The 22864-nt window shown below is 31.5% G+C and carries 24 protein-coding genes; 3 read left to right on the top strand and 21 right to left on the bottom strand.

Translation table 11 applies throughout. The features are described 5' to 3' along the window. From rpe to FYJ33_RS01375, 18 genes are all read right to left on the bottom strand, one after another. The gene (gene rpe / locus FYJ33_RS01460; protein WP_154529986.1) at window positions 1-651 is read right to left on the bottom strand and encodes a ribulose-phosphate 3-epimerase; all 651 of its coding nucleotides are present in this window, start codon (window positions 649-651) and stop codon (window positions 1-3) included. Next, window positions 645-1517: a ribosome small subunit-dependent GTPase A gene (gene rsgA / locus FYJ33_RS01455; RefSeq protein ID WP_154529985.1), complete on the bottom strand. Its 873-nt coding sequence runs from the start codon at window positions 1515-1517 to the stop codon at window positions 645-647. Before rsgA ends, rpe begins: the two co-directional genes overlap by 7 nt. Window positions 1518-1636: 119 nt before the next feature. Then, window positions 1637-3583: a Stk1 family PASTA domain-containing Ser/Thr kinase gene (gene pknB / locus FYJ33_RS01450; protein ID WP_206046585.1), complete on the bottom strand. Its 1947-nt coding sequence runs from the start codon at window positions 3581-3583 to the stop codon at window positions 1637-1639. Window position 3584: 1 nt separating this feature from the next. Beyond that, window positions 3585-4307 carry a Stp1/IreP family PP2C-type Ser/Thr phosphatase gene (locus FYJ33_RS01445; RefSeq protein WP_154529983.1) on the bottom strand — a complete coding sequence of 241 codons (723 nt, stop codon included), beginning with the start codon at window positions 4305-4307 and terminating at the stop codon, window positions 3585-3587. Between the two features lie 15 nt (window positions 4308-4322). Beyond that, window positions 4323-5351 carry a 23S rRNA (adenine(2503)-C(2))-methyltransferase RlmN gene (gene rlmN / locus FYJ33_RS01440; protein ID WP_277644461.1) on the bottom strand — a complete coding sequence of 343 codons (1029 nt, stop codon included), beginning with the start codon at window positions 5349-5351 and terminating at the stop codon, window positions 4323-4325. A gap of 1 nt (window position 5352) precedes the next feature. After that, window positions 5353-6681, bottom strand: coding sequence for a 16S rRNA (cytosine(967)-C(5))-methyltransferase RsmB (gene rsmB / locus FYJ33_RS01435; protein ID WP_154529982.1), 1329 nt, complete (start codon window positions 6679-6681; stop codon window positions 5353-5355). A 25-nt stretch (window positions 6682-6706) separates the two neighbouring features. Continuing rightward, window positions 6707-7393 carry a zinc metallopeptidase gene (locus tag FYJ33_RS01430; protein ID WP_154529981.1) on the bottom strand — a complete coding sequence of 229 codons (687 nt, stop codon included), beginning with the start codon at window positions 7391-7393 and terminating at the stop codon, window positions 6707-6709. A gap of 12 nt (window positions 7394-7405) precedes the next feature. Further along, window positions 7406-8335, bottom strand: a complete 930-nt coding sequence (gene fmt / locus FYJ33_RS01425) for a methionyl-tRNA formyltransferase (RefSeq protein WP_154529980.1) — start codon at window positions 8333-8335, stop codon at window positions 7406-7408. A 39-nt stretch (window positions 8336-8374) separates the two neighbouring features. Beyond that, on the bottom strand, window positions 8375-8824 hold the full coding sequence (gene def, locus FYJ33_RS01420; protein ID WP_154529979.1) for a peptide deformylase: 450 nt from the start codon (window positions 8822-8824) through the stop codon (window positions 8375-8377). Window positions 8825-8835: 11 nt separating this feature from the next. Beyond that, window positions 8836-11037 carry a primosomal protein N' gene (priA, locus tag FYJ33_RS01415; RefSeq protein ID WP_154529978.1) on the bottom strand — a complete coding sequence of 734 codons (2202 nt, stop codon included), beginning with the start codon at window positions 11035-11037 and terminating at the stop codon, window positions 8836-8838. Between the two features lie 37 nt (window positions 11038-11074). Continuing rightward, entirely contained in the window at window positions 11075-12277 is a 1203-nt protein-coding gene (coaBC, locus tag FYJ33_RS01410; protein WP_154529977.1) for a bifunctional phosphopantothenoylcysteine decarboxylase/phosphopantothenate--cysteine ligase CoaBC, read from the bottom strand. Next, window positions 12249-12467 carry a DNA-directed RNA polymerase subunit omega gene (rpoZ, locus tag FYJ33_RS01405; protein WP_154529976.1) on the bottom strand — a complete coding sequence of 73 codons (219 nt, stop codon included), beginning with the start codon at window positions 12465-12467 and terminating at the stop codon, window positions 12249-12251. Before rpoZ ends, coaBC begins: the two co-directional genes overlap by 29 nt. After that, on the bottom strand, window positions 12448-13083 hold the full coding sequence (gmk, locus tag FYJ33_RS01400; protein WP_154529975.1) for a guanylate kinase: 636 nt from the start codon (window positions 13081-13083) through the stop codon (window positions 12448-12450). Before gmk ends, rpoZ begins: the two co-directional genes overlap by 20 nt. Continuing rightward, window positions 13083-13352, bottom strand: coding sequence for an extracellular matrix/biofilm regulator RemA (gene remA, locus FYJ33_RS01395; protein WP_154529974.1), 270 nt, complete (start codon window positions 13350-13352; stop codon window positions 13083-13085). The genes gmk and remA overlap by 1 nt, the downstream gene beginning before the upstream one ends. Window positions 13353-13367: 15 nt before the next feature. After that, window positions 13368-14249 carry a YicC/YloC family endoribonuclease gene (locus FYJ33_RS01390; protein ID WP_154529973.1) on the bottom strand — a complete coding sequence of 294 codons (882 nt, stop codon included), beginning with the start codon at window positions 14247-14249 and terminating at the stop codon, window positions 13368-13370. Between the two features lie 118 nt (window positions 14250-14367). Then, window positions 14368-15816, bottom strand: a complete 1449-nt coding sequence (gene pdxR, locus FYJ33_RS01385) for a MocR-like pyridoxine biosynthesis transcription factor PdxR (RefSeq protein ID WP_407928863.1) — start codon at window positions 15814-15816, stop codon at window positions 14368-14370. Window positions 15817-15912: 96 nt separating this feature from the next. Beyond that, window positions 15913-16071 carry a DUF1540 domain-containing protein gene (locus FYJ33_RS01380; RefSeq protein WP_154529971.1) on the bottom strand — a complete coding sequence of 53 codons (159 nt, stop codon included), beginning with the start codon at window positions 16069-16071 and terminating at the stop codon, window positions 15913-15915. Between the two features lie 53 nt (window positions 16072-16124). Beyond that, on the bottom strand, window positions 16125-17177 hold the full coding sequence (locus tag FYJ33_RS01375; RefSeq protein WP_154529970.1) for an alanine racemase: 1053 nt from the start codon (window positions 17175-17177) through the stop codon (window positions 16125-16127). A 268-nt stretch (window positions 17178-17445) separates the two neighbouring features. Between FYJ33_RS01375 and FYJ33_RS01370 the strand changes: the two genes are divergently transcribed. Then, the gene (locus FYJ33_RS01370; RefSeq protein ID WP_154529969.1) at window positions 17446-19353 is read left to right on the top strand and encodes an NAD(+) synthase; all 1908 of its coding nucleotides are present in this window, start codon (window positions 17446-17448) and stop codon (window positions 19351-19353) included. Window positions 19354-19458: 105 nt separating this feature from the next. Here the strand turns inward: FYJ33_RS01370 and tnpA are convergent, their stop codons facing one another. Both tnpA and FYJ33_RS01360 read right to left on the bottom strand, forming a co-directional pair. Further along, a complete protein-coding gene (tnpA, locus tag FYJ33_RS01365; RefSeq protein WP_154529968.1) occupies window positions 19459-19911 on the bottom strand; it encodes an IS200/IS605 family transposase in 453 nt (150 codons plus the stop codon). Between the two features lie 279 nt (window positions 19912-20190). Next, window positions 20191-20613, bottom strand: coding sequence for a YaaR family protein (locus FYJ33_RS01360; protein WP_154529967.1), 423 nt, complete (start codon window positions 20611-20613; stop codon window positions 20191-20193). 136 nt (window positions 20614-20749) lie between these two features. Here FYJ33_RS01360 and FYJ33_RS01355 point away from each other — a divergent pair, with 136 nt between their 5' ends. Further along, on the top strand, window positions 20750-21751 hold the full coding sequence (locus tag FYJ33_RS01355) for a hypothetical protein (protein WP_154529966.1): 1002 nt from the start codon (window positions 20750-20752) through the stop codon (window positions 21749-21751). Between the two features lie 19 nt (window positions 21752-21770). On the opposite strand, the gene FYJ33_RS01350 is transcribed toward FYJ33_RS01355, so the two are convergent. After that, a complete protein-coding gene (locus FYJ33_RS01350; protein WP_154529965.1) occupies window positions 21771-22121 on the bottom strand; it encodes a hypothetical protein in 351 nt (116 codons plus the stop codon). A 203-nt stretch (window positions 22122-22324) separates the two neighbouring features. Between FYJ33_RS01350 and FYJ33_RS01345 the strand changes: the two genes are divergently transcribed. Next, the gene (locus tag FYJ33_RS01345; RefSeq protein WP_154529964.1) at window positions 22325-22792 is read left to right on the top strand and encodes an Lrp/AsnC ligand binding domain-containing protein; all 468 of its coding nucleotides are present in this window, start codon (window positions 22325-22327) and stop codon (window positions 22790-22792) included. Window positions 22793-22864: the final 72 nt, after the last annotated feature.

The raw sequence follows: 22864 nt of genomic DNA, 5'->3' as shown, positions 1-22864 counted from the left end.
TTAGAAAACACCCTTCATAGCAGCAATGTTTTCTTCAATTTTATCGTCTTTAAAAACAGCTGATCCTGCCACAAGAACATTTGCGCCTGCTTCAATGATTTCAGCTGCATTATCTATGCCTACTCCTCCATCTACTTGAATTAATAAATCCTTATTACGTTCTTCTGCCATTTCTTTTAGTTCACTTAATTTATCAATCGTGTAAGGAATAAACTTCTGCCCACCAAACCCTGGATTTACAGACATTATTAATACCATATCTACTATGTTTATAAGATTTTTTAATACGCTTACTGGAGTTCCAGGATTAAGTGCTATACCTGCCTTTACTCCATTTGATTTAATATAATTTATAGTTCTGTCTATATGCTTATCTGCTTCATAATGGATAGTAATTAGATCTGCCCCTGCAGCTATAAAATCATCTATAAATCTGTCTGGTTCCTCAATCATTAAGTGCACATCTAAAACTTTATCTGTAACGCCCTTTACTGCTTTAAGAATAGGACATCCAAAAGATATATTAGGAACAAACTGTCCGTCCATTACATCTATATGGATGAATTCTGCTCCCGCTTTATCTACTCTTCTTATCTGTTCTTCAAGCTTTCTAAAATCTGCTGATAATATTGACGGTGATAACTTTACCATTTTTTATTTCCCCCATCCTGAATTTCGTTAAATGTCTTAATATAAAATTCATATCTGCTTTTATTTATTTTTCCATCTTCAACAGCTTCTTTCACTGCACATCCTGGTTCTTTATAATGATTGCAACCCCTGAACTTACACATGCCAATATAATCATCAAATTCCGGAAAAGCATTTTTAAGTTCATCCTTGTTAATAAAATTCATATCAAGTGTAGAAAAACCAGGTGTATCTACAAGATATCCTTCATTAATTTCTATTATTTCACTATGTCTTGTGGTATGCTTACCTCTGCCAATCTTCTCACTTACATTACCTGTTTCCATATGAATAGAGCCAATAAAATCATTGATAAGAGTAGACTTACCTACACCTGATGGCCCACATAACACTGTAATGTTATCTTTTAATCCTGAGTTTAGATCATCAAGCCCTTCTTTCTTTTTAGCATTAATAAAGAATACATCATAACCTATATCATTAATTTTATCTTTGATTTCCTTCTTTTCTTCTTCTGTACATAAATCAACTTTATTCAAGCAGACTTTAGCTTTAATGTTATTATACTCACAAAGCACAAGAAATCTATTAAGAAGATCAAAATTTATGTCCGGATGTTTTATTGCAAACACCACATATGCCTGAGTAACATTGGCTACTGTCGGCCTTATAAGTTGTGAACTTCTTTCATGAATTTTTACTATAAAACCTTTATTATTTTTATCAAGGTCAATATCCACTTCGTCACCAACCATAGGTTTCATAGAATCATATCTAAACTTTCCTCTTGCTTTACATTCAATTACTCCATCTTCAGTTCTGACATAGTAAAAACCTCCTATGCCCTTCAATATAATACCTTTCATATATCCTCCAATTTATTTACTTCAATTATATAATAACCAGAGTAGTACAAATAATTCAAGTAAAACAAAGACTTTTCTAACAAAAAAGTGCTGAACTAAGTTCAGCACTTTTTTATTTACTAGTTAGGTTTATCAGGACCTTCTGGATTAGGTGTAGACTTTGGATCTGATAAATGAATAGTTATTGAATCTCCTTTTTTAGCATTAGTTATACTAACTCTATCAACTGTCTGACTAGGATCACCTTTATCATTTTCTACTCCACCAATCATTAAACCATGACCTCTAAGCCAAGCTTCAGCTTGTTCTCTAGTTTTTCCAATTATATCGCCTGTAGAAATTGTTTTTTCTACATATTTATAATAATGTACAGTAACAGTTTCTCCCTGCTTTATTGTACTTCCAGCTGGCTTATCCTGTTCGTAAATCTTACCATCTAAGTTCTTATCATCAGTTTCTTTTCCCTGTACTGCATTCATCTGTAACTTTGCAGCATTAATACTATTCTGAGCATTCTGAATTGTCATGTTTATTACACTAGGTACTGTTGAATTAATTATTTCAGGTCCTTTGCTAATTATTAAATTAACATTTGAGCCTTTAGCAACCTTACTTCCAGCTGAAACTGACTGCTCAATAACCATTCCTTTATTAACCTTGTCGCTAAATTCATATGATACATTAGATTTTAAACCTGCATCATCCAATTTAGACTTAGCTGTCTTTTCATCATATCGACTTAAATCTGGCACTTCAACCTTTTCCGCACCACTACTTACAAAAACTTTAACTGTAGAATCTTTAGAAACATCTTTACCTTCTTCAGGATAAGTCTTGATTACTTTACCTTCTTCTACATCGTTGTTTGCTTCAAGTACTTCACTATAAACAAGCCCTAAATCTTCTAGCTGTTTTTTTGCATCTTCTTTTGACTTGCCTGCTAAAGAAGGCACCTTAATCTGTGATACTGATTGATTTTTATTTGATAAAACATTGGCAAGAGTAATTCCAAGTAGAGATGCTCCACCTACTACAGCTATTATTGCGATAACAAGAATAGCAATATATTTTTTCTTTTGCTTTTTCTTCTGTTCATCACTTAATTCTTCATCATAATCATCGTCATTATCTCTATAATCATCATCTGGATCAAATTCTTCATCATTTTCATCTTTTGATGGAATATTAACTGGTGACATAACTCTTGTAAAGCCATTGTCTTCCTCCTTTTGCTTTAAATTCACATTAGGGTCTTGTAAAATTTTCTGTAAATCCACAATTACTTCTTTTGCGTTCTGATATCTCTTAACCGGTTCCTTTTCCATGCACTTTAATATAAAATCATTTAAGCCAATAGGAATTGTAGAATTTATATTTTTAGGTGCTACTGGCTGTTCCTGAAGATGTTTTACAGCAATGCTAACAGGACTGTCTCCATCAAATGGAACACGTCCAGTGACCATTTCATACATTACTACACCAAGAGAATATATATCTGTTCTACAATCAACATAAGAACCCTTTGCCTGTTCTGGTGAAAAATAATGCGCAGACCCCATTACACTTGTAGTAAATGCAATAGTAGCATTATCTACCGATTTAGCTATTCCAAAGTCAGTCACCTTAACTACCCCATCACCTGTAACCATAATATTCTGGGGCTTAATATCTCTATGAATAACATTATTTTTATGTGCACAATCAAGTGCATTAGCTACTTTTAAACCAATATTTATCGCAGTCTGATAAGAAACCTTGCCATTTTCTTTTATTATCTGCTTTAATGTTTTACCATCAATATATTCCATAACTATATAATTAACGCTATCCTGACTATCAACATCTAATATATTGACAATGTTAGGATTTATCAAATTAGCTATAGCTGTCGCTTCACGCTTAAACTTCTGAACTATATCTGCATTGTTGTTGAATTCTTCCTTAAGCACTTTTACAGCGACAAATCTATTAAGTTTATTACATTTTGCCTTATAAACATAAGACATTCCGCCTTCTCCAACTTTTTCAATAATTTCATATCTATCCCCAAGAGTCTTGCCTATCATTCTATCTCTCTCCTCCATATATCAATGCTGTAATATTATCTCTTCCTCCTCTTTGCTTTGCAAGTGAAATCAATTTTTCTGCACTTTCATTTAATGTTAATGAATTTTTAACTGTTTCTAATATTTCATCATTATTAAGTTCATTTGTAAGTCCATCACTACATAAAATCAAAGTATCAAAATCGTCTTTATCTAATTTAAAAATATCTACATTTACACTAGATGCAGTACCCATTGCACGAGTAATTACATTTTTATGAGGATGATTTTTTGCTTCAATTTCTGTTATAGATCCACTATCAAGTAGTTCTTGAACAAGAGAATGATCTTTAGTTATTTTCTTTATTATATCTCCTTTAATAGCCAAACAACTGCTATCACCTACGTTTGCAATTTGTATATAATTTTTTGTTACAAAGCAGGCGGTAATTGTGGTACCCATACCATTTAACAATTCATTTTTTAAAGAATCAACATATATTTTATAATTTGCTTCACATATAGCATCTTTAAGTATATCCTGGTGATCTGATTCATTATCATAGTTATCCTTCAGATAATCAATCACATCATCTACAGCTTGTTTACTGGCTACTTCACCAGCATTATGTCCTCCCATACCGTCAGCAATTACATAGATACTGAATAATTCATTCTCATAATAATCTGCATAATCTTCATTTACTTTTCTGACATTACCAGCATCAGTACAAATTCCTACCATATTGCACCCCTCTCACTAATGTTTCTCGATATAATTTCTCCTAAGCTGCCCACACGCAGCATCTATGTCCGAACCCATTTCTCTTCTTACTGTAACTTCTATTCCATAATTTCGTAATACTTTTTCAAATCTTTCAATATTATTTTTTCGAGACTTTTTAAAGTTATTTTCTTTTATTTCATTTATTGGAATAAGATTAACATGACAAAGTCTTCCTTTTAATAAATCTGCGAGTTCATGTGCATCTTTTTCACTGTCATTTACACCATTAACAAGTGAATATTCAAATGTCATTCTTCTCTTTGTCTTCTCCACATAATAATCGCAAGCTTTTAATATCTCAGCTATTGAATATTTATTAGCTATCGGCATAATAGACTTTCTTTTTTCATCAGTAGTAGCATGTAATGATATAGCAAGTGTAATCTGCATTTCATTATCGGCCATCTCGTAAATTTTAGGAACTATACCACACGTTGATAATGTAATATGTCTCTGGCCTATATTAAGTCCATTATCACTATTAACAAGCTCTAAAAACTTCATTACATTGTCATAATTATCAAATGGCTCACCACTCCCCATCAAAACAATATTAGAAATTCTCTCACCTATTAATTTCTGTGATACAAGCACTTCTGATAATATCTCTCCTGCAGTTAGATTTCTAATTCTTCCACCAAGTGTTGAGGCGCAGAATTTACATCCCATCCTGCATCCTACCTGAGTAGATACACAGATTGAATTGCCATATTTATATTTCATTATAACACATTCAATTACATTTCCATCACTCATTTCTAATAAGTTTTTAACTGTGCCATCTTTCTCGGATTCACGTTTTGCAACTACCTTGGGAATGTTTATATTAAAATTAACTTTTAATTTTTCTTTAAGGCTTCCCGGAATATTCCTCATATCATCAAAATTCCAAACATTTTTGTAAATCCAATCATATATCTGCTTTGCTCTGAATTTAGCCTCATTATTTTCTTTCATCCAATTTTGTAAATCTTCCAAAGTATAATCTAGTAAATTATTCACTTTAGCACCTGCCCTTCTTTCTAAGCTTCGCTAAAAAGAATCCATCCATATCTTTATTAGGAAGTATTGTAACAGTATTATTATCGTTATAAATAATATTATCTAACTGCCCTATAAAAATTTTTTCTATCTCAGCATCCTTATGGCATTCTAAGAACCAGTCTATATTCTTTTCATTTTCATCTTTATTAATTGTACATGTAGAATATACCATTATGCCGTCATTTTTTAAATATCTCCATGCATTTTCCATTATATCTCTCTGGATAGTACATAATTCATTAAGACTTTTTTTTGTTTTATTCCATTTTATTTCTGGTTTCTTTCTTATTATGCCAAGACCTGAGCAAGGTACATCAACAAGCACTCTATCTGCAGAATTGATAAAATTATTATTTATAACAGCTGCATCATTGACAACAGCTTCAACATCAGTTATCCCGAGCCTTGAACAGTTATCATTTATTAACTTAATCTTATGTTCATATATATCACAGGCAGTTATTTTCCCTGTATTATTCATAAGTTCACCAATATGAGTTGCTTTACCGCCAGGTGCTGAACAAAGATCAATTACATTCATATTTTCAGCAAGATCTAAAAGCTGTGCTGTAAGCATTGCACTTTCATCCTGTACTGTAATATAGCCGCCTTTAAATAAGTCATTATGTTCAATACTACTTCCTTTATTGATTTTTATAGCTTCTGGACATATAGTTCCATCTTCAACATCATAGCCATTTTCCTCAAGCTTTTCTAAAATATCATCATAACTGCATTTTAGTGTATTTACCCTTACTGTTATATTAGGTGTTTCATTAAGGTTTTTTAAGATACTTTTAGTTTTTTCCATACCATACTGTTCAATAAATAATTCAATCATCCAGTTAGGGAAGGAGTATTTCACTGCAAGCAGCTTTTTGCCATTTAAACAACTCAAATAATTTTTATCTTTGTTTCTTAAGATATTACGAAGAACACCATTAACAAATCTTGATGATGATTTTGATACTGTTTTTGCAAGATTAACAGCTTCATTAACTGCTGCATAATCTGGAACTTTAGTAAGAAATAAAATCTGGTATACTGTAGATCTTAAAATATTTAGAATTGTCTTATCTACTAATCTTATGTCCTTTACATAATTTTTTATTATAAAATCAATTTTCTTTTTATATCTTATAGTTCCATACACTATTTCAGTAACAAGTGATCTATCTCTGGTATCTAAAGAACTATTATTCAGTCGTTTATTAATTTCTATATTAGAATAGCTTTCTTTGTAAAACACGCTATTTAATATTTCAACTATAATTTTTCTAGAATTCATATTTTATCTCCAAACCGTTTGTTTTTTAGTCATTTGAACTTCTATCCTTAATAGCAATTAATCTTATAATCTGAGACACCGCCATAAATGCTGCTGCTAAATATGTAAGTGCTGCTGCATCAAGGACTTTCTCAGCTTTCTTAAGTTCATCATCATATAGAGTTCCGCTGGATTTCAGCATTCTCAATGCTCTTGTAGATGCATTATATTCTACTGGCAAAGTTATAAGCTGAAAAACAACAGCTCCTGAAAATAAAATTATACCAATATCTGCAAGTAGAGAGTTTGCCATAAATATACCAATAAAGAATATTATCCATGCAAAATTGGAACTGAAATTCACAACAGGCACAAGAGAATTTCTTATTCTTAATGGTGAATATGACTCCTTATGCTGTATTGCGTGACCAACTTCATGTGAAGCTACCCCTAGAGATGCTACAGACGTACCATAAAAAACATCTCTCGATAATCTTAATACTCTTCTTCTTGGATCGTAATGATCTGTAAGCCTTCCATTAACAAGCTCTACAGGAACATCATATAATCCAGCGCTATCAAGTAGTCTTCTTGCAGTCTGACTTCCTGAATATCCATTAATACTCTGAACTTCGCTAAACTTTGCGAAAGTTGAATTAACCTTCATCTGAGCATATGCAGCTATAATCATAGCAGGAACAAGTATAATATATGTAGGATCAAAATAAAACATTATATCACCTCATTATTTAAATATTGTGCCTCTTTCTATATCATGGCCATTTAAGAATTGAGAAACTTCTAATGGCTTTCCATTTGGAAGCTGAAGTTTTTCAATGATTAAAGTTCCGTCGCCTGTAGCAACATATATACCTTTTTTATCAGCCTTTAATATAGTCCCAGGTTTTTGTGTACACTTATCTCCATTAAATGAACTTTTGAACACCTTCATTTTATCACCATTATAATCAGTGTATGCTATTGGCCATGGATTCATACCTCTTATAAGATCATGAATCTGCTTTGAAGATTTATTCCAGTCAATATGTGCCATTTCCTTATTAAGCATTGATGCATGAGTACTTAACTTATCATCCTGTTTTTTTCTTTCTATTTCATTTTTGGAAACCTTATCTATTGTTTCGATTAAAAGATCAGCGCCTCTATCCTTTAATATATCAAATAGTTCGCCTGCTGTGCAGTCATCACTAATCTCTACTTCATCTTTTAATAACATATCCCCAGTATCAACACCCACGTCCATAAACATAGTAGTATTACCTGAAACTTTCTCTCCATTAATAACTGCCCATTGTATAGGAGCAGCTCCTCTATATTTAGGAAGAAGTGATCCATGAAGATTAATACACCCATATCTAGGTATGTCAAGAATTTCTTTAGACAAAATTTGTCCAAATGCCACCACTATTATAAAATCAAGATCAAGACTCTTTAATTTTTCTATAGCTTCTACATCATTTCTAATTTTTACAGGCTGTATTACATCTATGTTATTTTCAACTGCAACTTCTTTTACTGGTGATATTGAAACCTTTTTGCCCCTTCCTTTTGCCTTATCAGGCTGAGTAACAACAAGCTTAACACCATATTTTTCAATAATTTTTTTTAATGACGGAACTGCAAAGTCTGGAGTTCCCATAAATGCTATATTCATATCTATCATCCTCCGTATATCAAAAAAAGCATTAAGTAATTATTCCTGTATCACTTTATCAATAAAAAGTACACCATCAAGATGATCATTTTCATGACAAACAGCTCTTGCTAATAATCCATGAGCTTCAAGAACAAATTCTTCACCTTTTTCGTTAATAGCTTTAACTTTAACATATTCAGGTCTTTCAACCAAACCCTGTACTTCAGGAACACTCAAACAACCTTCTTGGTCTTTAACTGAACCAGAAGTTTCAAGTATTTCAGGATTAATAAAAACTCTTAATCCTTCACCATCAAAAACATCTATGACGAATATTCTTTTAAGTATTCCAACCTGTGGCGCTGCAAGTCCAACGCCATCAGCTTTATACATAGTCTCTCCCATGTCTTTTATTAATGTAAGTATTCTATCTGTTATTGTATCAACTTCTCTACAATGTTTTCTTAATATTAAGTCTTCTTCAGTTCTTATTGTTCTAAGCGCCATATTTTTCCTCCTTACAGTAAGTTGCTAGGATTTACATCCAAACTTACCTTTACACCATTATATTCTTGTTTTATTATATCATAAACATAATTCTTTATATCATTATTTATTTTATCATTAGTTGTTCCTTTAATAATAATCTGCCATCTGTACATATCTTTTATCTTACGTACACCACATGCACTAGGTCCTAGAATTTCTAATTTATCATATTCTTTTAAAATTTCCTTTATTCCCTTGCAAATATCACGCGATGCATTTTGAACTATATTATCATTTTCTCCTATAATACTTATTTCTAATATATCGGAAAAAGGCGGATACCCCATTAAATTTCTAACTTTAATTTCTTCTTTAAAAAATCCTTCATAATCATAGGATGAAGCAAATTGAATACTACTGTGTTCAGGTTCATAAGTCTGCAGAATAACTTCCCCTTTTTCTTTTCCTCTGCCTGCTCTTCCTGCAACTTGTGTAATAATCTGAAATCCCTTTTCAGATGCAGTGTAGTCAGGTAGATTAATAGTAACATCGGCTGCTACAATGCCTACCAATGAAACATTTGGGAAATCAAGACCTTTTGAGATCATCTGAGTTCCTACTAAAATATCTGCTTCACCATTCTTAAATGCATTATATATTTTTTCATGTGAATTTTTTGTTCTTGTTGTATCAACATCCATCCTAAGCACTTTTGCACTAGGAAAAGTTTTTCGTATACTCTGCTCTATCTGCTCAGTACCAGCACCAAAAAACTTTACATATCTGCTTCCACACTTTGGACATATTCTAGGTGCTTCTTTAGTCTTACCACAGTAATGACATACAAGATATCCATTCTTATGATATGTCATTGATATATCACATGAATCACATGTAAAAACATATCCGCAGTTACGACATGATACAAAGGTAGAATAACCGCGTCTATTAAGGAATATAATTGACTGCTGTTTTCTTTCTAATCTATCTTTTATTGCATCATATAACTTTCTGCTAAATATGCTTCTGTTACCTTCTTTAAGTTCCTGCCTCATATCAACAATTGATATAGGAGGCATTGCCGAACCATCAACTCTTTCATTAAGTTCAATAAGCTTTATTTCATTCTTAAGTGATCTGTAAAAGGTTTTTATTGATGGAGTAGCTGTACCATATATAACTTTACATCCATACTGTCTGCTTTTAAATTCGGCAACGTCTCTTGTGTTATATTTAGGACTTTGCTCTGATTTATAAGTATCTTCATGCTCTTCATCTATAATAATATATTTAAGATCTTGAAAAGGCAGAAATATCGCTGATCTAGCACCTATTGCAAGCTTTACATTTCCATTCTTAACTCTCTGCCATTCATCGAATCTCTCACCTTCAGATAACTTTGAATGAAACACTGCTACATTTCTACCGAATCTTCCTTTGAATCTTTCTATCATCTGAGGCGTAAGCGAAATTTCAGGCACAAGAAATAAGGTGCTTTTATCTTCCCTTAGTGCATCTTCTACAAGATTCATATATATCTCAGTCTTGCCACTTCCTGTTACACCCTTTATGAGAAAAAGCTTATTATTGCTGTAAAGTATCTGACTGACTGCTCTTTTCTGATTGACTGTCAGTTCAACCTTTTTGTAACACTTAAATTCTTCATCATTATATCTTGTAACTACAGTATCATGGACAGCAAGTATTTCCTTTTGAATCATCTTATTAATCTTATATATTGAAATATTTAGATTTTTATTCAATTCTGTCTTTGTAAACTGGCCGTTATGCTTTTTAATTAATTCTATTTCATCTTTATATTTTTCATAGTCTTCTGAATTGTTAAAGCTACTGTTAACAGAAATTACTTTTTTAACTTTATTTGAACTACCCTTTATAGTACCTGGAGGTGTAAAAAGTTTTAGCGCTTCAATATATCTGCATAAATATTTCTCCTTGATAAAGAGAGCAATCTCTAATTCTTTTTCACCAAATAAAGGTTCAGACGAAATGGATACTATGTTTTTTGCCAGCTTTGGATTAAAATCAATGGTTTCTGTAAATCCTATAACAAAAGCAACAATTTTTTTATTTCCCTGGCCAAAAGGCACCATAGCTTTACTGCCTATGGTTATACTATCCATCATCTCTTCTGGGACTTTATAAGTAAATTTCCTGTCAAGCGCCACAGATTCACTATTTATAATAACTTCGGCATACTTTTTTAACATTGCATCACCTTTTATTGCATATAGACAAAAAAGCGCATCAGCGCCTTTTTATCAAATCAAATATTTTTTTTGCTACATTTCTTTTAGACATCTTTTCAAGATTATATTCGTTGCCATTCTTATCTATAATGGTAACTTTATTATCTTCAGATTTAAAACCAGTGTCCTTTCTAGTTATATCATTGGCTACAATAAAATCGAGATTTTTCTTCTTGATTTTATTCTTTGAATTTTCAATAAGATTATTGCTTTCTGCTGCAAATCCAACTAAAATCTGATTCTTCTTTCTTTGTCCAAGTATGCTAAGGATATCATTATCCCTTTTAAACTCAAGTATAAGATTAGAATCAGATTTTTTAATTTTATCAGATGAATATTCTTTTATTTTATAATCAGCTACAGCTGCAGCCTTAATTACTATATCTGCATCATCATATTTTTCAAGTACTGCATTCATCATTTCTTCATTGGTATTTACATTAACCATTTCAACGCCATATATAGGTTTTAAATTTGTAGGACCTGAAATCAGAGTAACATCTGCTCCTCTATCCCTTGCTTCCTGTGCTATTGCATATCCCATCTTACCTGATGAATTATTAGAAATAAATCTAACAGGATCAATAGGTGAAATTGTCGGCCCTGCTGTAACTATAACGCTACTGCCTTTAAAATCTTTATTTTTATTGAGTTTAGATAATATAACTTCTGTTATAACTTTAGTCTCTTCAAGCTTTCCTATACCTGTATCACCACAAGCCAGTCTACCGCTTTGAGGCATTATAAAAGAATAATTATATTTGCTCAATTTTTCCATATTGTCCTGTACAATAGGATTATTGAACATATACGTGTTCATTGCAGGTGCAAAAATCACTTCGCTTGATGCAGCCATGATAGTTGTTGACAAAAGATCATCAGCAATACCATTTGCCACCTTTCCAATAATATTTGCAGTTGCTGGCACAACGGCTATGACGTCAGCCCAGTGTGCAAGAGCTATATGTTCAATTTCAAAATGCTGAATTTTCTCAAACATATCAACTGCAACAGGATTCTGGCTAATTGACTGGAATGTGAGCGGAGATACAAAGCTTGATGCATTCTTTGTCATTACTACTTTAACTTCTACGTTTTTCTTTCTTAAAGAACTAATTACATCAAGTGCTTTGTAAGCTGCTATTCCGCCTGTAACTCCAATAAGGACTTTACTATTTTGTGCTGTCACTTGTTCTTTCATAAGTTACTGCACCTTCATTTACTTCATTAATTGCTAAAGTTAATGGTTTATGCGAATCTACAGAAGTGTACACTTCGTCACCCTGTATTATTTGTCTTGCTCTTTTAGATGTCACTATAACTAGTGAATATCTATTATCTACCTTTTGTAATAATTGTATAACTGATGGATTAATCATAGAATTGTTCATGAATTAAGCCCTCCTTTGAATCTAAAATATGTTCTTTTATTCTATCAACTCTACATGTTTCAGCTAGCAGTATACCTTCAATTTTATTAACTGCCGCTTCTACAGTGTCATTAATAACTGCATAATTATACTTTGAAACATAGTTAATCTCTTGATAAGCAGATTTAAATCTAGTCATAAGAGATTCTTCAGTTTCGCTTCCTCTACCAATTATTCTTGATTTTAATTCTTCCATTGAAGGAGGAAGGACGAAAATAAATACTCCGTCTTCCATGCATTCTTTAACTTTTAAAGCCCCTTGGATATCTATCTCAAGAATTACATTCTTACCTGCCTCTAAAAGTTCATTCACACCTGCTTTGGGAGTTCCATAATAGTTACCATATACTTCGGCATATTCAAGAAAATCTCCATTTTTTATTCCTTCCTTGAATTGATCCTTAGTAAAGAAATGATAATTTATGCCATCTACTTCACCTTTTCTCGGGCTTCTAGTAGTGGCAGATACTGATATATATAAATCATTTCTTTTTTCTAACAAAGCTTTGCAGATAGTACCTTTTCCAGCACCTGATGGTCCTGAAATAACTATCAAAATACCTTTAGATTTACTCATTATTCATCTACCTCTTCTATAAGATCGTCTTTAGTTGTAAGTCTATGAGCTACTGTTTCAGGCTGTACAGCTGACAAAATAATATGATCACTGTCTGTAATAATTACAGCTCTTGTTCTTCTTCCATAAGTAGCATCAATTAGCATACCTCTGTCTCTTGCTTCCTGTATAATTCTCTTAATTGGTGCTGACTCTGGACTAACAATTGCTACTAATCTATTAGCTGAAACAATATTTCCAAAACCAATATTAATCAATTTAATTCCCATTTTTTCTCCTCCTGCTTATTCAATGTTCTGTATTTGTTCTCTAATTTTTTCAATTACATTCTTTATATCAATAACTAAATTTGTTATCTCAATATCGATTGATTTTGAAGCAATTGTATTAGCCTCTCTGTTCATTTCTTGAACTATAAAGTCCATTTTTCTTCCAATAGGCTCATTTAGATCAAGTGTTAAGTGCATTTGATTCAAATGGCTGTAGAACCTTGTTATTTCTTCGTCAATATCAACTTTATCAGCGAAAATTGCAACTTCAGTGGCAATCCTGTTTTCATCTATATTCACATCGCTAACAAGTTCTTTAATTTTTTCATACAATCTTTCTTCGTATTTCTTTGAAGATAATTTTGCATCTTCCTCTATCTGCTGTATTTTCTGTTTGATTACACTGCACTTTAGTTTTATATCTTCCTTAAGTTTATCCCCTTCAACAGTTCTCATAGATAAATTCATATCTATAGCCTCATTAAGTACTGGCTTAAGTTCCTTCCATATTTCATTTAAATCTTCTTCATTTTCTTCTGAAACTATAACATCTGGATAATCTGCTATCATTGAAACAGTAATATCATCCTTTATGTTATATCTTGATTTGATCTGATTTAAAATTTCCATATACTCGTCGCTCTTTGCAACGTTCAACTTTAAAGAACTGTTATTTTCAATGTAATTTTTGTAGTTTACAGCAACATCAATTTTTCCCCTGTTTATCTTATTCGCAATTTCTTTTCGAATGTTATTTTCTAAAGAAACAAGATTCTTAGGAAGGCGAACATTAACGTCAAGGTATCTGTGGTTTATGCTTTTGACTTCTACTGAAAAAATAAGCTTCTTACCATTTTCACCTGAAGCTCTCCCAAATCCAGTCATACTTTTAGCCATTTTTCTGCCCCCTCATATATGCAATACATAAATATTAAATTTTTTTGTATTAAAAGTCAACGTTTTGTTAACAGAATATTAACATTTTGCTTTCAAGTTTTAAATAGTACGATCCTACTCACACCTGTTTTCTGATTTCTTTTTCGGATTGTCCAATTATTTTTATTCCTTTTTTTATATCCTCATTACTTAGTCTTGCGAATCCAAGTCTCATACATGTACTCCCACCACTTCCTGGGAAAAATATATCCCCTGGCATAAATATTACATTGTTTTCGTAGCAGCATTTTAGTAACTTCCTGGCATCTATATCACCTAGATCAATAAATACATGTAGGCCTCCTTCACCATAAATATACTTATACTGCAGATTATTTTTTATTTCACGAATTGCAAATTCATATTTTTCTCTATAATATTTACGTACTTTTTTAACATACTTTTCAAAACTGCCATTATTAAGATATTCACATAAAAGGGCCTGATCAAGTGTTGAACAGTGTATTGTTCGTGATCTTTTAACACTTTCAAGCATACTAATTAATTTTTTATCAGCTAGTATCCATCCAACTCTTAAACCTGGAAAAAGTATCTTGGACAGGCTCCCGAGATATACAACACCATTTCCAAGCCCCGATAATGACATTATTGGAGGCATATGAGAACTAGAATAAAGAAGCTCCTCATTAAAGCCATCTTCTACTATAGGTATATTGTGCTTTTTACACAAATTATAGACCTTCTGTCTTTTTTCTCCTTTCATAACTATGCCTGTAGGGTTATGATATGAAGGAATAATATATAACATTTTTGGATTATATTCAATTATAGCCTTTTCAAGCTTTTCTACATCAATTCCGTCATACTGCATAGGAATATCCACTATATGTACTCCTCTGGCCTTCATTATTTTTATGGCAGTATTATGCGTTGGCGATTCGCAAAGCACCACATCTCCTTTATCTGTAAGAACACTTATTATCATATCAAAACTTTCAGTAAAACCATTAGTTATTAGTATATCCTTGTTTTGAATGATAACGCCCTTTTTCTCCATATACTTAAGCAGATAGTCTATAAGCGGTTTATAGCCTTTTGCATATCCATAATTAAGTATTTTACTGCCTTCATTAGCACAGATAGTCTGAAAGTCTCTTTTAATTTCATCTAAATCAAAAAGTTTTTCCTCTGGAGCAATGCTTTTAAATGAAATCATACCTTTTTTCCAAGGTACTTCTGTTTTCATTATATCAAGTTCATTACACTTCCTTCCGTATTCGTTGAATCTTTCATCCCATTTTAATACAAAATCATTATCTGTCTGTTGCTGGCTTTCAATGACAAATGTCCCTTTGCCTTTAACACTTTGAATTATTCCTCTACTTTCAAGATTTTCATAAGCTGTTACCACAGAATTTCTGCTCACTTTAAGCACAGAACTTACTTCCCTTGTAGATGGAAGTTTGCTGCCTTTCTGTAGCATTCCATCATTGATCTGAATCATGATGTATTTTTCTATCTGCTCATATATTGGAGTGTCTTTATCTATTTTAAACGATGAAAAAATCAATTCTATCTCTCCTCAAAATATTATTATGCCTGTACTATATTTTATCATATAAAAAAAGTGAGGAAAAGCTTCCTCACTTTTACAGATACATCACTATTTCAGTTCAAAGGATTCACAATCTGTACATTCAATAACTGTTGGATTTGCTTCATGTGTTCCTATCTTTATCTGTGATAGTGTACAGTAATCTTCTGAAGGATAATTATATTTGCAGTTTTCAATACTGCATTTTATACTCTTATTTACCTCCATTTAGAATCACCTCCTATTAACCTCTATAGTAATTTATCCATTATAACTTTCTTTTATTCAATATATTTTTTAGTTATTCTTGAATCCGCAAGTATTGGTGAAATTTCAATTCTAAGAAGAGAATCCTCATTAAGTCCTTCCATGTCTACAATTGTAATATTCATATTAGGCTTACTAACTATTCTAATTCCCCTGCCACTCTTAGCATCAAAAATTTCCGGTCTGAACTTTAAACTGTTATATGCTGCTCTTACTACATTAAAGAAGAATCCCTTATCAATATCCTTGCTGAATCCGAAGTGTTCTATATTACCAAATCCCAGGATACCGATTTTGATATTTCTTTTTGCTTTATATGTGCATCCATATCCCACATGTTCTCCCTTGCTTACCTCATAAACATTAACAGGTTTTGCAAAGTAATTATAAGTTCTTCTTATTCCTTTATTAAATCCGTCATATCCATACAGTATATTTCCTGCCCTTACTGCATTTGTAAAATAAGAGGCAGATCTTATCTCATCATTAATAAATCCTGATGAATTAAGACAATGTATCATATTAACTTCATCTTTAAAAGGCTCAGTACACTTCTTGAAATCCTCTATCTGCTTTAATGTATAATTAACATTTTTAGTATTGTGAAGATGGGTATATATACCATCAACTATTATATTGGGGTATTTTTCTTTAATTTCAGAAATAATACCAGCAAGCTCGCTGCATTTCACGCCCATTCTATTCATACCTGTATCAACATAGATATGTATCTTCATAGTCTTATCTTTAGGAAATTCGTTAATTACTGCTTTGTTATCTATAGTAAAGATAATATTGTTAAGATTTGTATTAAAATCATCTTTAGATACAAGTGGAGATAACAGGAGTATCTCTTTATCAGTATTTATAAGCGCAGCTTCATTAATATCAGAAACTGCAAAATAGTCCACCTTATCATTAAGTCTAGTAGTTATTTCCTCAACACCAAGTCCATATGCATTTCCTTTAACTACAGCAATTATCTTTTTGTCATCAGCCATTTCTTTTATTATTTTTAAATTGTTATAAAGTTTATCGAGATAAATTTCACACCAAAAATTCTTCATGAAGTATAATTCCTTTCACATTCTTTTTTTATCCATAAAAAAAAGGATATATAACTTAAATTATATATCCTTTAAAGATAAAATTAAAGATTAATCTCTACGTAATGTCAATGGACACTTATTATTATTCTCACAGATGACTATTTTATTCTATAATATTGATTTTATAGGTCTATAGCTTTAATATTTAATGTATGGTTTATGAAATAATTAATTATTTATTACACAACATAAACATATATCAAAAACAAGATACGGAGTGATTATTATGGATTTTATTAAAGTAAGCACATGCTGCCCTATAACAAAGGTAGCTGATGTTGGTACAAATCTAAGCAACATAAAAAAGTGTATAGATATTGCTATTAGCGAAGAATCAAAATGTATAGTCTTCCCTGAACTAAGCATTACATCATATACTTGCGCAGACTTGTTTTTACACAACCCATTATTACATAAAGCTGAGAAAGCAATAGAGGACTTATGCCATTACTCAAAGAACAAAGACATTCTTATTACAGTTGGTGCACCTCTACTTAATAATAACAGCCTATATAACTGCGCTTATATTATTTTTGAAGGAAAGGTTCTAGGTATAGTTCCAAAGAGTTATATTCCAAATTATACAGAATTCTATGAAAAAAGATGGTTCACTGAAGGAATTAATATAATAGGCCAGACTGTTTCATTATCATTCCAAAGCGATATTCCATTTGGAACTGATCTTATCTTTGAAGATAACGATTTTAAATATGGCGTAGAAATATGTGAAGATTTATGGGTCACTATACCTCCTAGTTCATTCCTTGCAGTAAATGGTGCCAACGTAATAGGTAATCCTTCAGCTTCAAACGAGCTGGCAAGCAAATCACAGTACAGAAAAGCTCTTGTAAGCAACCAAAGCGCTCGTACAATGAGTGCATATATCTACTCATCAGCAGGAGTACATGAATCAAGCACCGATGTATTATTCAGTGGTCACCTGTTAATCAGTGAAAATGGTACTATGCTGAATGAAAACACTCGTTTTGAGAGAGACAATGAAGTTCTTACTTCTGTAGTAGACTTATTTAAACTTAACAGCGAAAGACTTAGAAATATCAGTTTTAGAGATTCTAACAGATTATTTAATAAACAGTTCAGAACAATCAGATTCAAATATAAAGATACATCAATAAAAGAATTTAACAGGTTCGTGGATCCTCATCCATTTGTTCCTTCTAACACTAAGGAAAGAGAAGAAAGATGCAAAGAAATTTTTGCAATTCAGGCTTCAGCACTAGCAAAGAGATTTGAACATACAGGCGCTAAAAAAGCAGTTATTGGTATTTCAGGAGGTCTTGATTCTACTCTAGCTTTATTAGTTGTAATTAAGACGTTCGATATGCTTGGTATCCCAAGAAAAAACATTGTAACAATTACTATGCCTGGTTTCGGCACAACTGACAGAACATATAATAATGCTTTGACTTTATGCAGGGAATTACAATGCGATCTTAGAGAAATCAACATTGTTGAAGCATGCTTAAAACATTTTGAAGATATAGGACATGATAAAAACATTCATGATGTTACTTATGAAAATGTTCAAGCAAGAGAAAGAACTCAAATATTAATGGATATCGCCAACAAAGAAGGTGGTCTGCTTATAGGTACTGGAGATTTATCTGAGCTTGCACTTGGATGGTGTACTTATAACGGTGACCATATGAGCATGTATGCAGTAAACTGTTCAATTCCTAAGACACTTGTCAGATATCTTGTAAGATATGTGGCAGAAAATGAAGCGGATAAACTTACATCTGAAACTTTAATAGATATTTTAGAGACTCCTGTAAGTCCTGAACTTCTACCAAAGGATAAGGATGGAAACATCGCACAAAAAACTGAAGACATCGTAGGACCATATGAACTACATGATTTCTTTTTATATCATTTTATGCGTCATGGTTCATCTAAGGAAAGAATTCTTAAGCTTGCACTTACTGCATTTAAAGATTCATACACTGAAGAGGAAATCAATAAATGGTTAGATAAATTCATCTGGAGATTCTTCTCTCAACAGTTTAAGAGATCAGCAATTCCTGATGGTCCAAAGGTTGGTACAATAAGCTTATCTCCTAGAGGGGATTTAAGAATGCCAAGTGATGCTTCATGTGCATCGTGGCTTAATTAGTAAATAACCACCCGCTCAGCGGGTGGCTTTTATTACGCCCTCTAAGGGCATGGTGCCAGCAATGCCTAAAGGCACCTATTGATTCCGCCAACCGCAACCAACTCTCTAGCGACCCTTAAAAGGGTCTTCGTATTCTTTTGTTGTCATTGAATCTGACATTTTGTCTTCATCTTCTTGTTCTCTAATATACTTAGCTATTGTGTTCTTGTTCAAACCAACCGTACTAACATAGTATCCTTTTGCCCAAAAGTGTCGGCTACCATGCTTATACTTCAAATTGGCATGTCTATCATAAATCATCAATGAACTTTTACCTTTCAAGTATCCCATAAAACTTGCCACACTTAATTTCGGTGGTATTGATACCAGCATATGTATGTGGTCTATACATGCATGTGCTTCTATTATTTCTACGTTTTTATATAGACACAGCTGCCTTAATATCTGACCAACATCTTGTCTTATAGTTCCGTAAATTGCCTTTCTTCTGTATTTTGGTATAAACACAATGTGATATTTACAATTCCATCGTGTATGTGATAAACTATTCTCGTCCATAGGACATCCTCCTTTTGCTATATAAATTTGGTGGCGAAACCTAACTTTATTTTAGCAAAAGGAGGATTTTTTTCATCATGCCCACCGCTAAAGCTCTTCGATGCTCACACGCAAAGCGTGTGGTTTTAAAAGGAGCAACCAGCTGGGTGGTTGCTCCTAAATAACAAAAAAAGACTGCTTATTTAAATAGGCAGTCTTTTTTAACATATGTAAAATATTATCAACAATAATTGATGATAAATTAATGATCAATCTCTGAGTTATATTATTCTGAATCAACTACTTATAAATATCCACAATTAGTCCCTGTATTTCATCTATTGTAGATGCTATATCTATATTGTCTTTCTCTTGATTAAGCAGTGCCTCAGTAAGCCCCTCCATCTTCTGGTCAACTATATCTACAGTTATAAAATATTGTGTCTGCCAGAAGCTTATATCTTTTTTTATTAGATACATATTTTCAAGAACTGATCTTAAATACTCTTTTATTAACTTCTTATATGCAAAAACATCAGCATAGCACTTTGTAATAACCAGCCTATTACCTTTCTTGTTTATATCATCAATCATCTGCTTAAGCTGTTCCTGCGATTTCTGCTGTCTTGCCTGGCTGAAACTCTGAGAGAAACCCTTTTTAGCATCAGTTACTTTCGATTCTCTAGTAACAGAAGTATTTCTTCTTATTCTTCCTATCTCCAAAACGCTCACATCCTTTATAGTGAATTATATCAAATTTTATGATTAAAAAAAACATCTTATAATATTGTTATAGTATAAATTTTAAATTCCACTAATAAAATATTATATATATAATTTAAGGAATGTAGATTTAAATATGGACACGAATTTTAACGAAACTTTTTTAGATAAAAATTCAGCATCATATAATTATTATATTGGCATCCCCAATATGGAGACTAATAACGTATCTGATATCGAAAATTCTATAAAAATGTATAAGAAGTTAAACTTAGATTATTTATCGATTAATATTTTTAACTTTTACTTGCATTCTTTTATCTCAAGAGATATGAACAGAGATCTTATAGAATTAATAAATAAATTTATATCAGGTTTATCAAGGAAATACAAAATTACTTTTATATTCTCTTATTCTATCTCCGCAAATCCCATTGCATATTTTGACTGCTGGAATTCACAATTCATATATAAAGGTGATGTAAAATCAATAAAGCAATTGTCAGAATATCTACTTACAGATAGATCATCATTTATAACTGTAAAAAAACCTCACCGTGGTATATTATCACTACTACAGACAAAAATACTACAGAAGAAATTATGCAGTGTTGAAATATGCAATTTAAATAGTGACTGCAACATTACAGATTTTGAGAACATTTATTATAATCTTTTGGATAAAGGCTGGGTTATCGGGGCTATAAGCAGCTATAACTCTCTTAATTCAAAAGGATGGTATACAGGCATTATCAGCAGACACTGTTATTCAGAAATAATTCTTGATTCAATCAGAAATAAATCCACCTATTCTACAAGCGTACCAGATTTAAAACTTTATTTTTCTATTAACTTCACTCCTATGGGTAAAACACTAGAGCTTGATAATCATCCTTCAATACTATCATTTTATATTTTTACAGAGTCAGAACATAAAATAATTAGCTCAATAGAAATAATTAGTAATCAGCAGAAAATTATAAAAAGAATAAACATGATATATTTAAACAGAATTCACTATATTTTTAAATATAGAATGACAGAAAATAATACATGGTTTGTCATAAGAGTTATTGGAAAAGATGGTGTTCTTGCAATAAGCTCACCTATTTTTATAAACAGAAAAAGCATTGACTAAATTGTCAATGCTTTAAAAATTACTTTGATTGGTTATTTTTAAATTGTTTTGCTCTATTTGGTTTAGCTTTTGATTTTATTACAATCTTCTTTTCCTTGTCTTTTTTCTTAGGACTGAATTTCATTAAATCAATAAACCATAATGCTAAAATAACAAAAATAACAGTAGTTAGAATCTGTAATATAAAATAAGACTTACCTGTGGCAATTGTTACACCAAATGGTATAAATAATATCACCATACCTATTGTGAAAATAATCCACTTGTTAGGTCTAAATTTACTTAACACATATATATTTAATAAACCATATGATATCAAAGTTCCAACTGCTATAAGTGTCAATAATAATATTTTTAATAATAACTGCATATATTCCCCTCCTACAATAATAATATTAATTTATATAAAAAATATTTTCAATAGCAGTAGACAAATTAGTTATCTCAAATTTTTTTTTAGTAATATATTAATTATAATTGATTAAAATCATATTTTTTTAGAAATTTAGTAGAAATACGCTTTTAAATTTGATAAAATATAATTAAATAATAATAAAGCAGAGAGGTGATCTTTTGTCAGCTATACAAAATCCACAACTGGATGAATTAGATTTACAAATACTAGACATTTTAATAAAAGATTGTAGAACTCCTTATTTGGAAATAGCAAGAATATGCCACGTAAGCGGTGGAACTATACATGTAAGAATGAAAAAAATGGAAGACTTAGGTATAATTAAGGGAAGCAGAATAATGCTTAACCTTCCTAAACTAGGATATGACGTATGCTGTTTTGTAGGAATTCACGTTGATAAAACGTCTTCGTTCACATCAGTATGCGATGATCTTTCAAAAATCAATGAAGTTGTAGAGCTACACCTAGTTACTGGGGAATATTCTTTATTTGCAAAATTAGTATGCAAAAACATATCTGATCTTCAGAATGTGTTAATGAATAAAGTTAATACTATAACTGGTATAGAAAGAACCGATACATTAATTTCTTTATCACAACCTATTGATAGAAATATCAGACTGTAACTTAACTATTCTTTAACCTTAAAAATGTATAGAAGTCTTTATTTCGGATAAAATACTCTTGTATAAATTTTT

This window comes from Inconstantimicrobium porci (assembly GCF_009696465.1).
GTDB lineage: Bacteria > Bacillota > Clostridia > Clostridiales > Clostridiaceae > Inconstantimicrobium > Inconstantimicrobium porci.
Note: the sequence above shows the minus strand (reverse complement) of the source record. Positions and strands in the feature narration are given on the sequence as shown.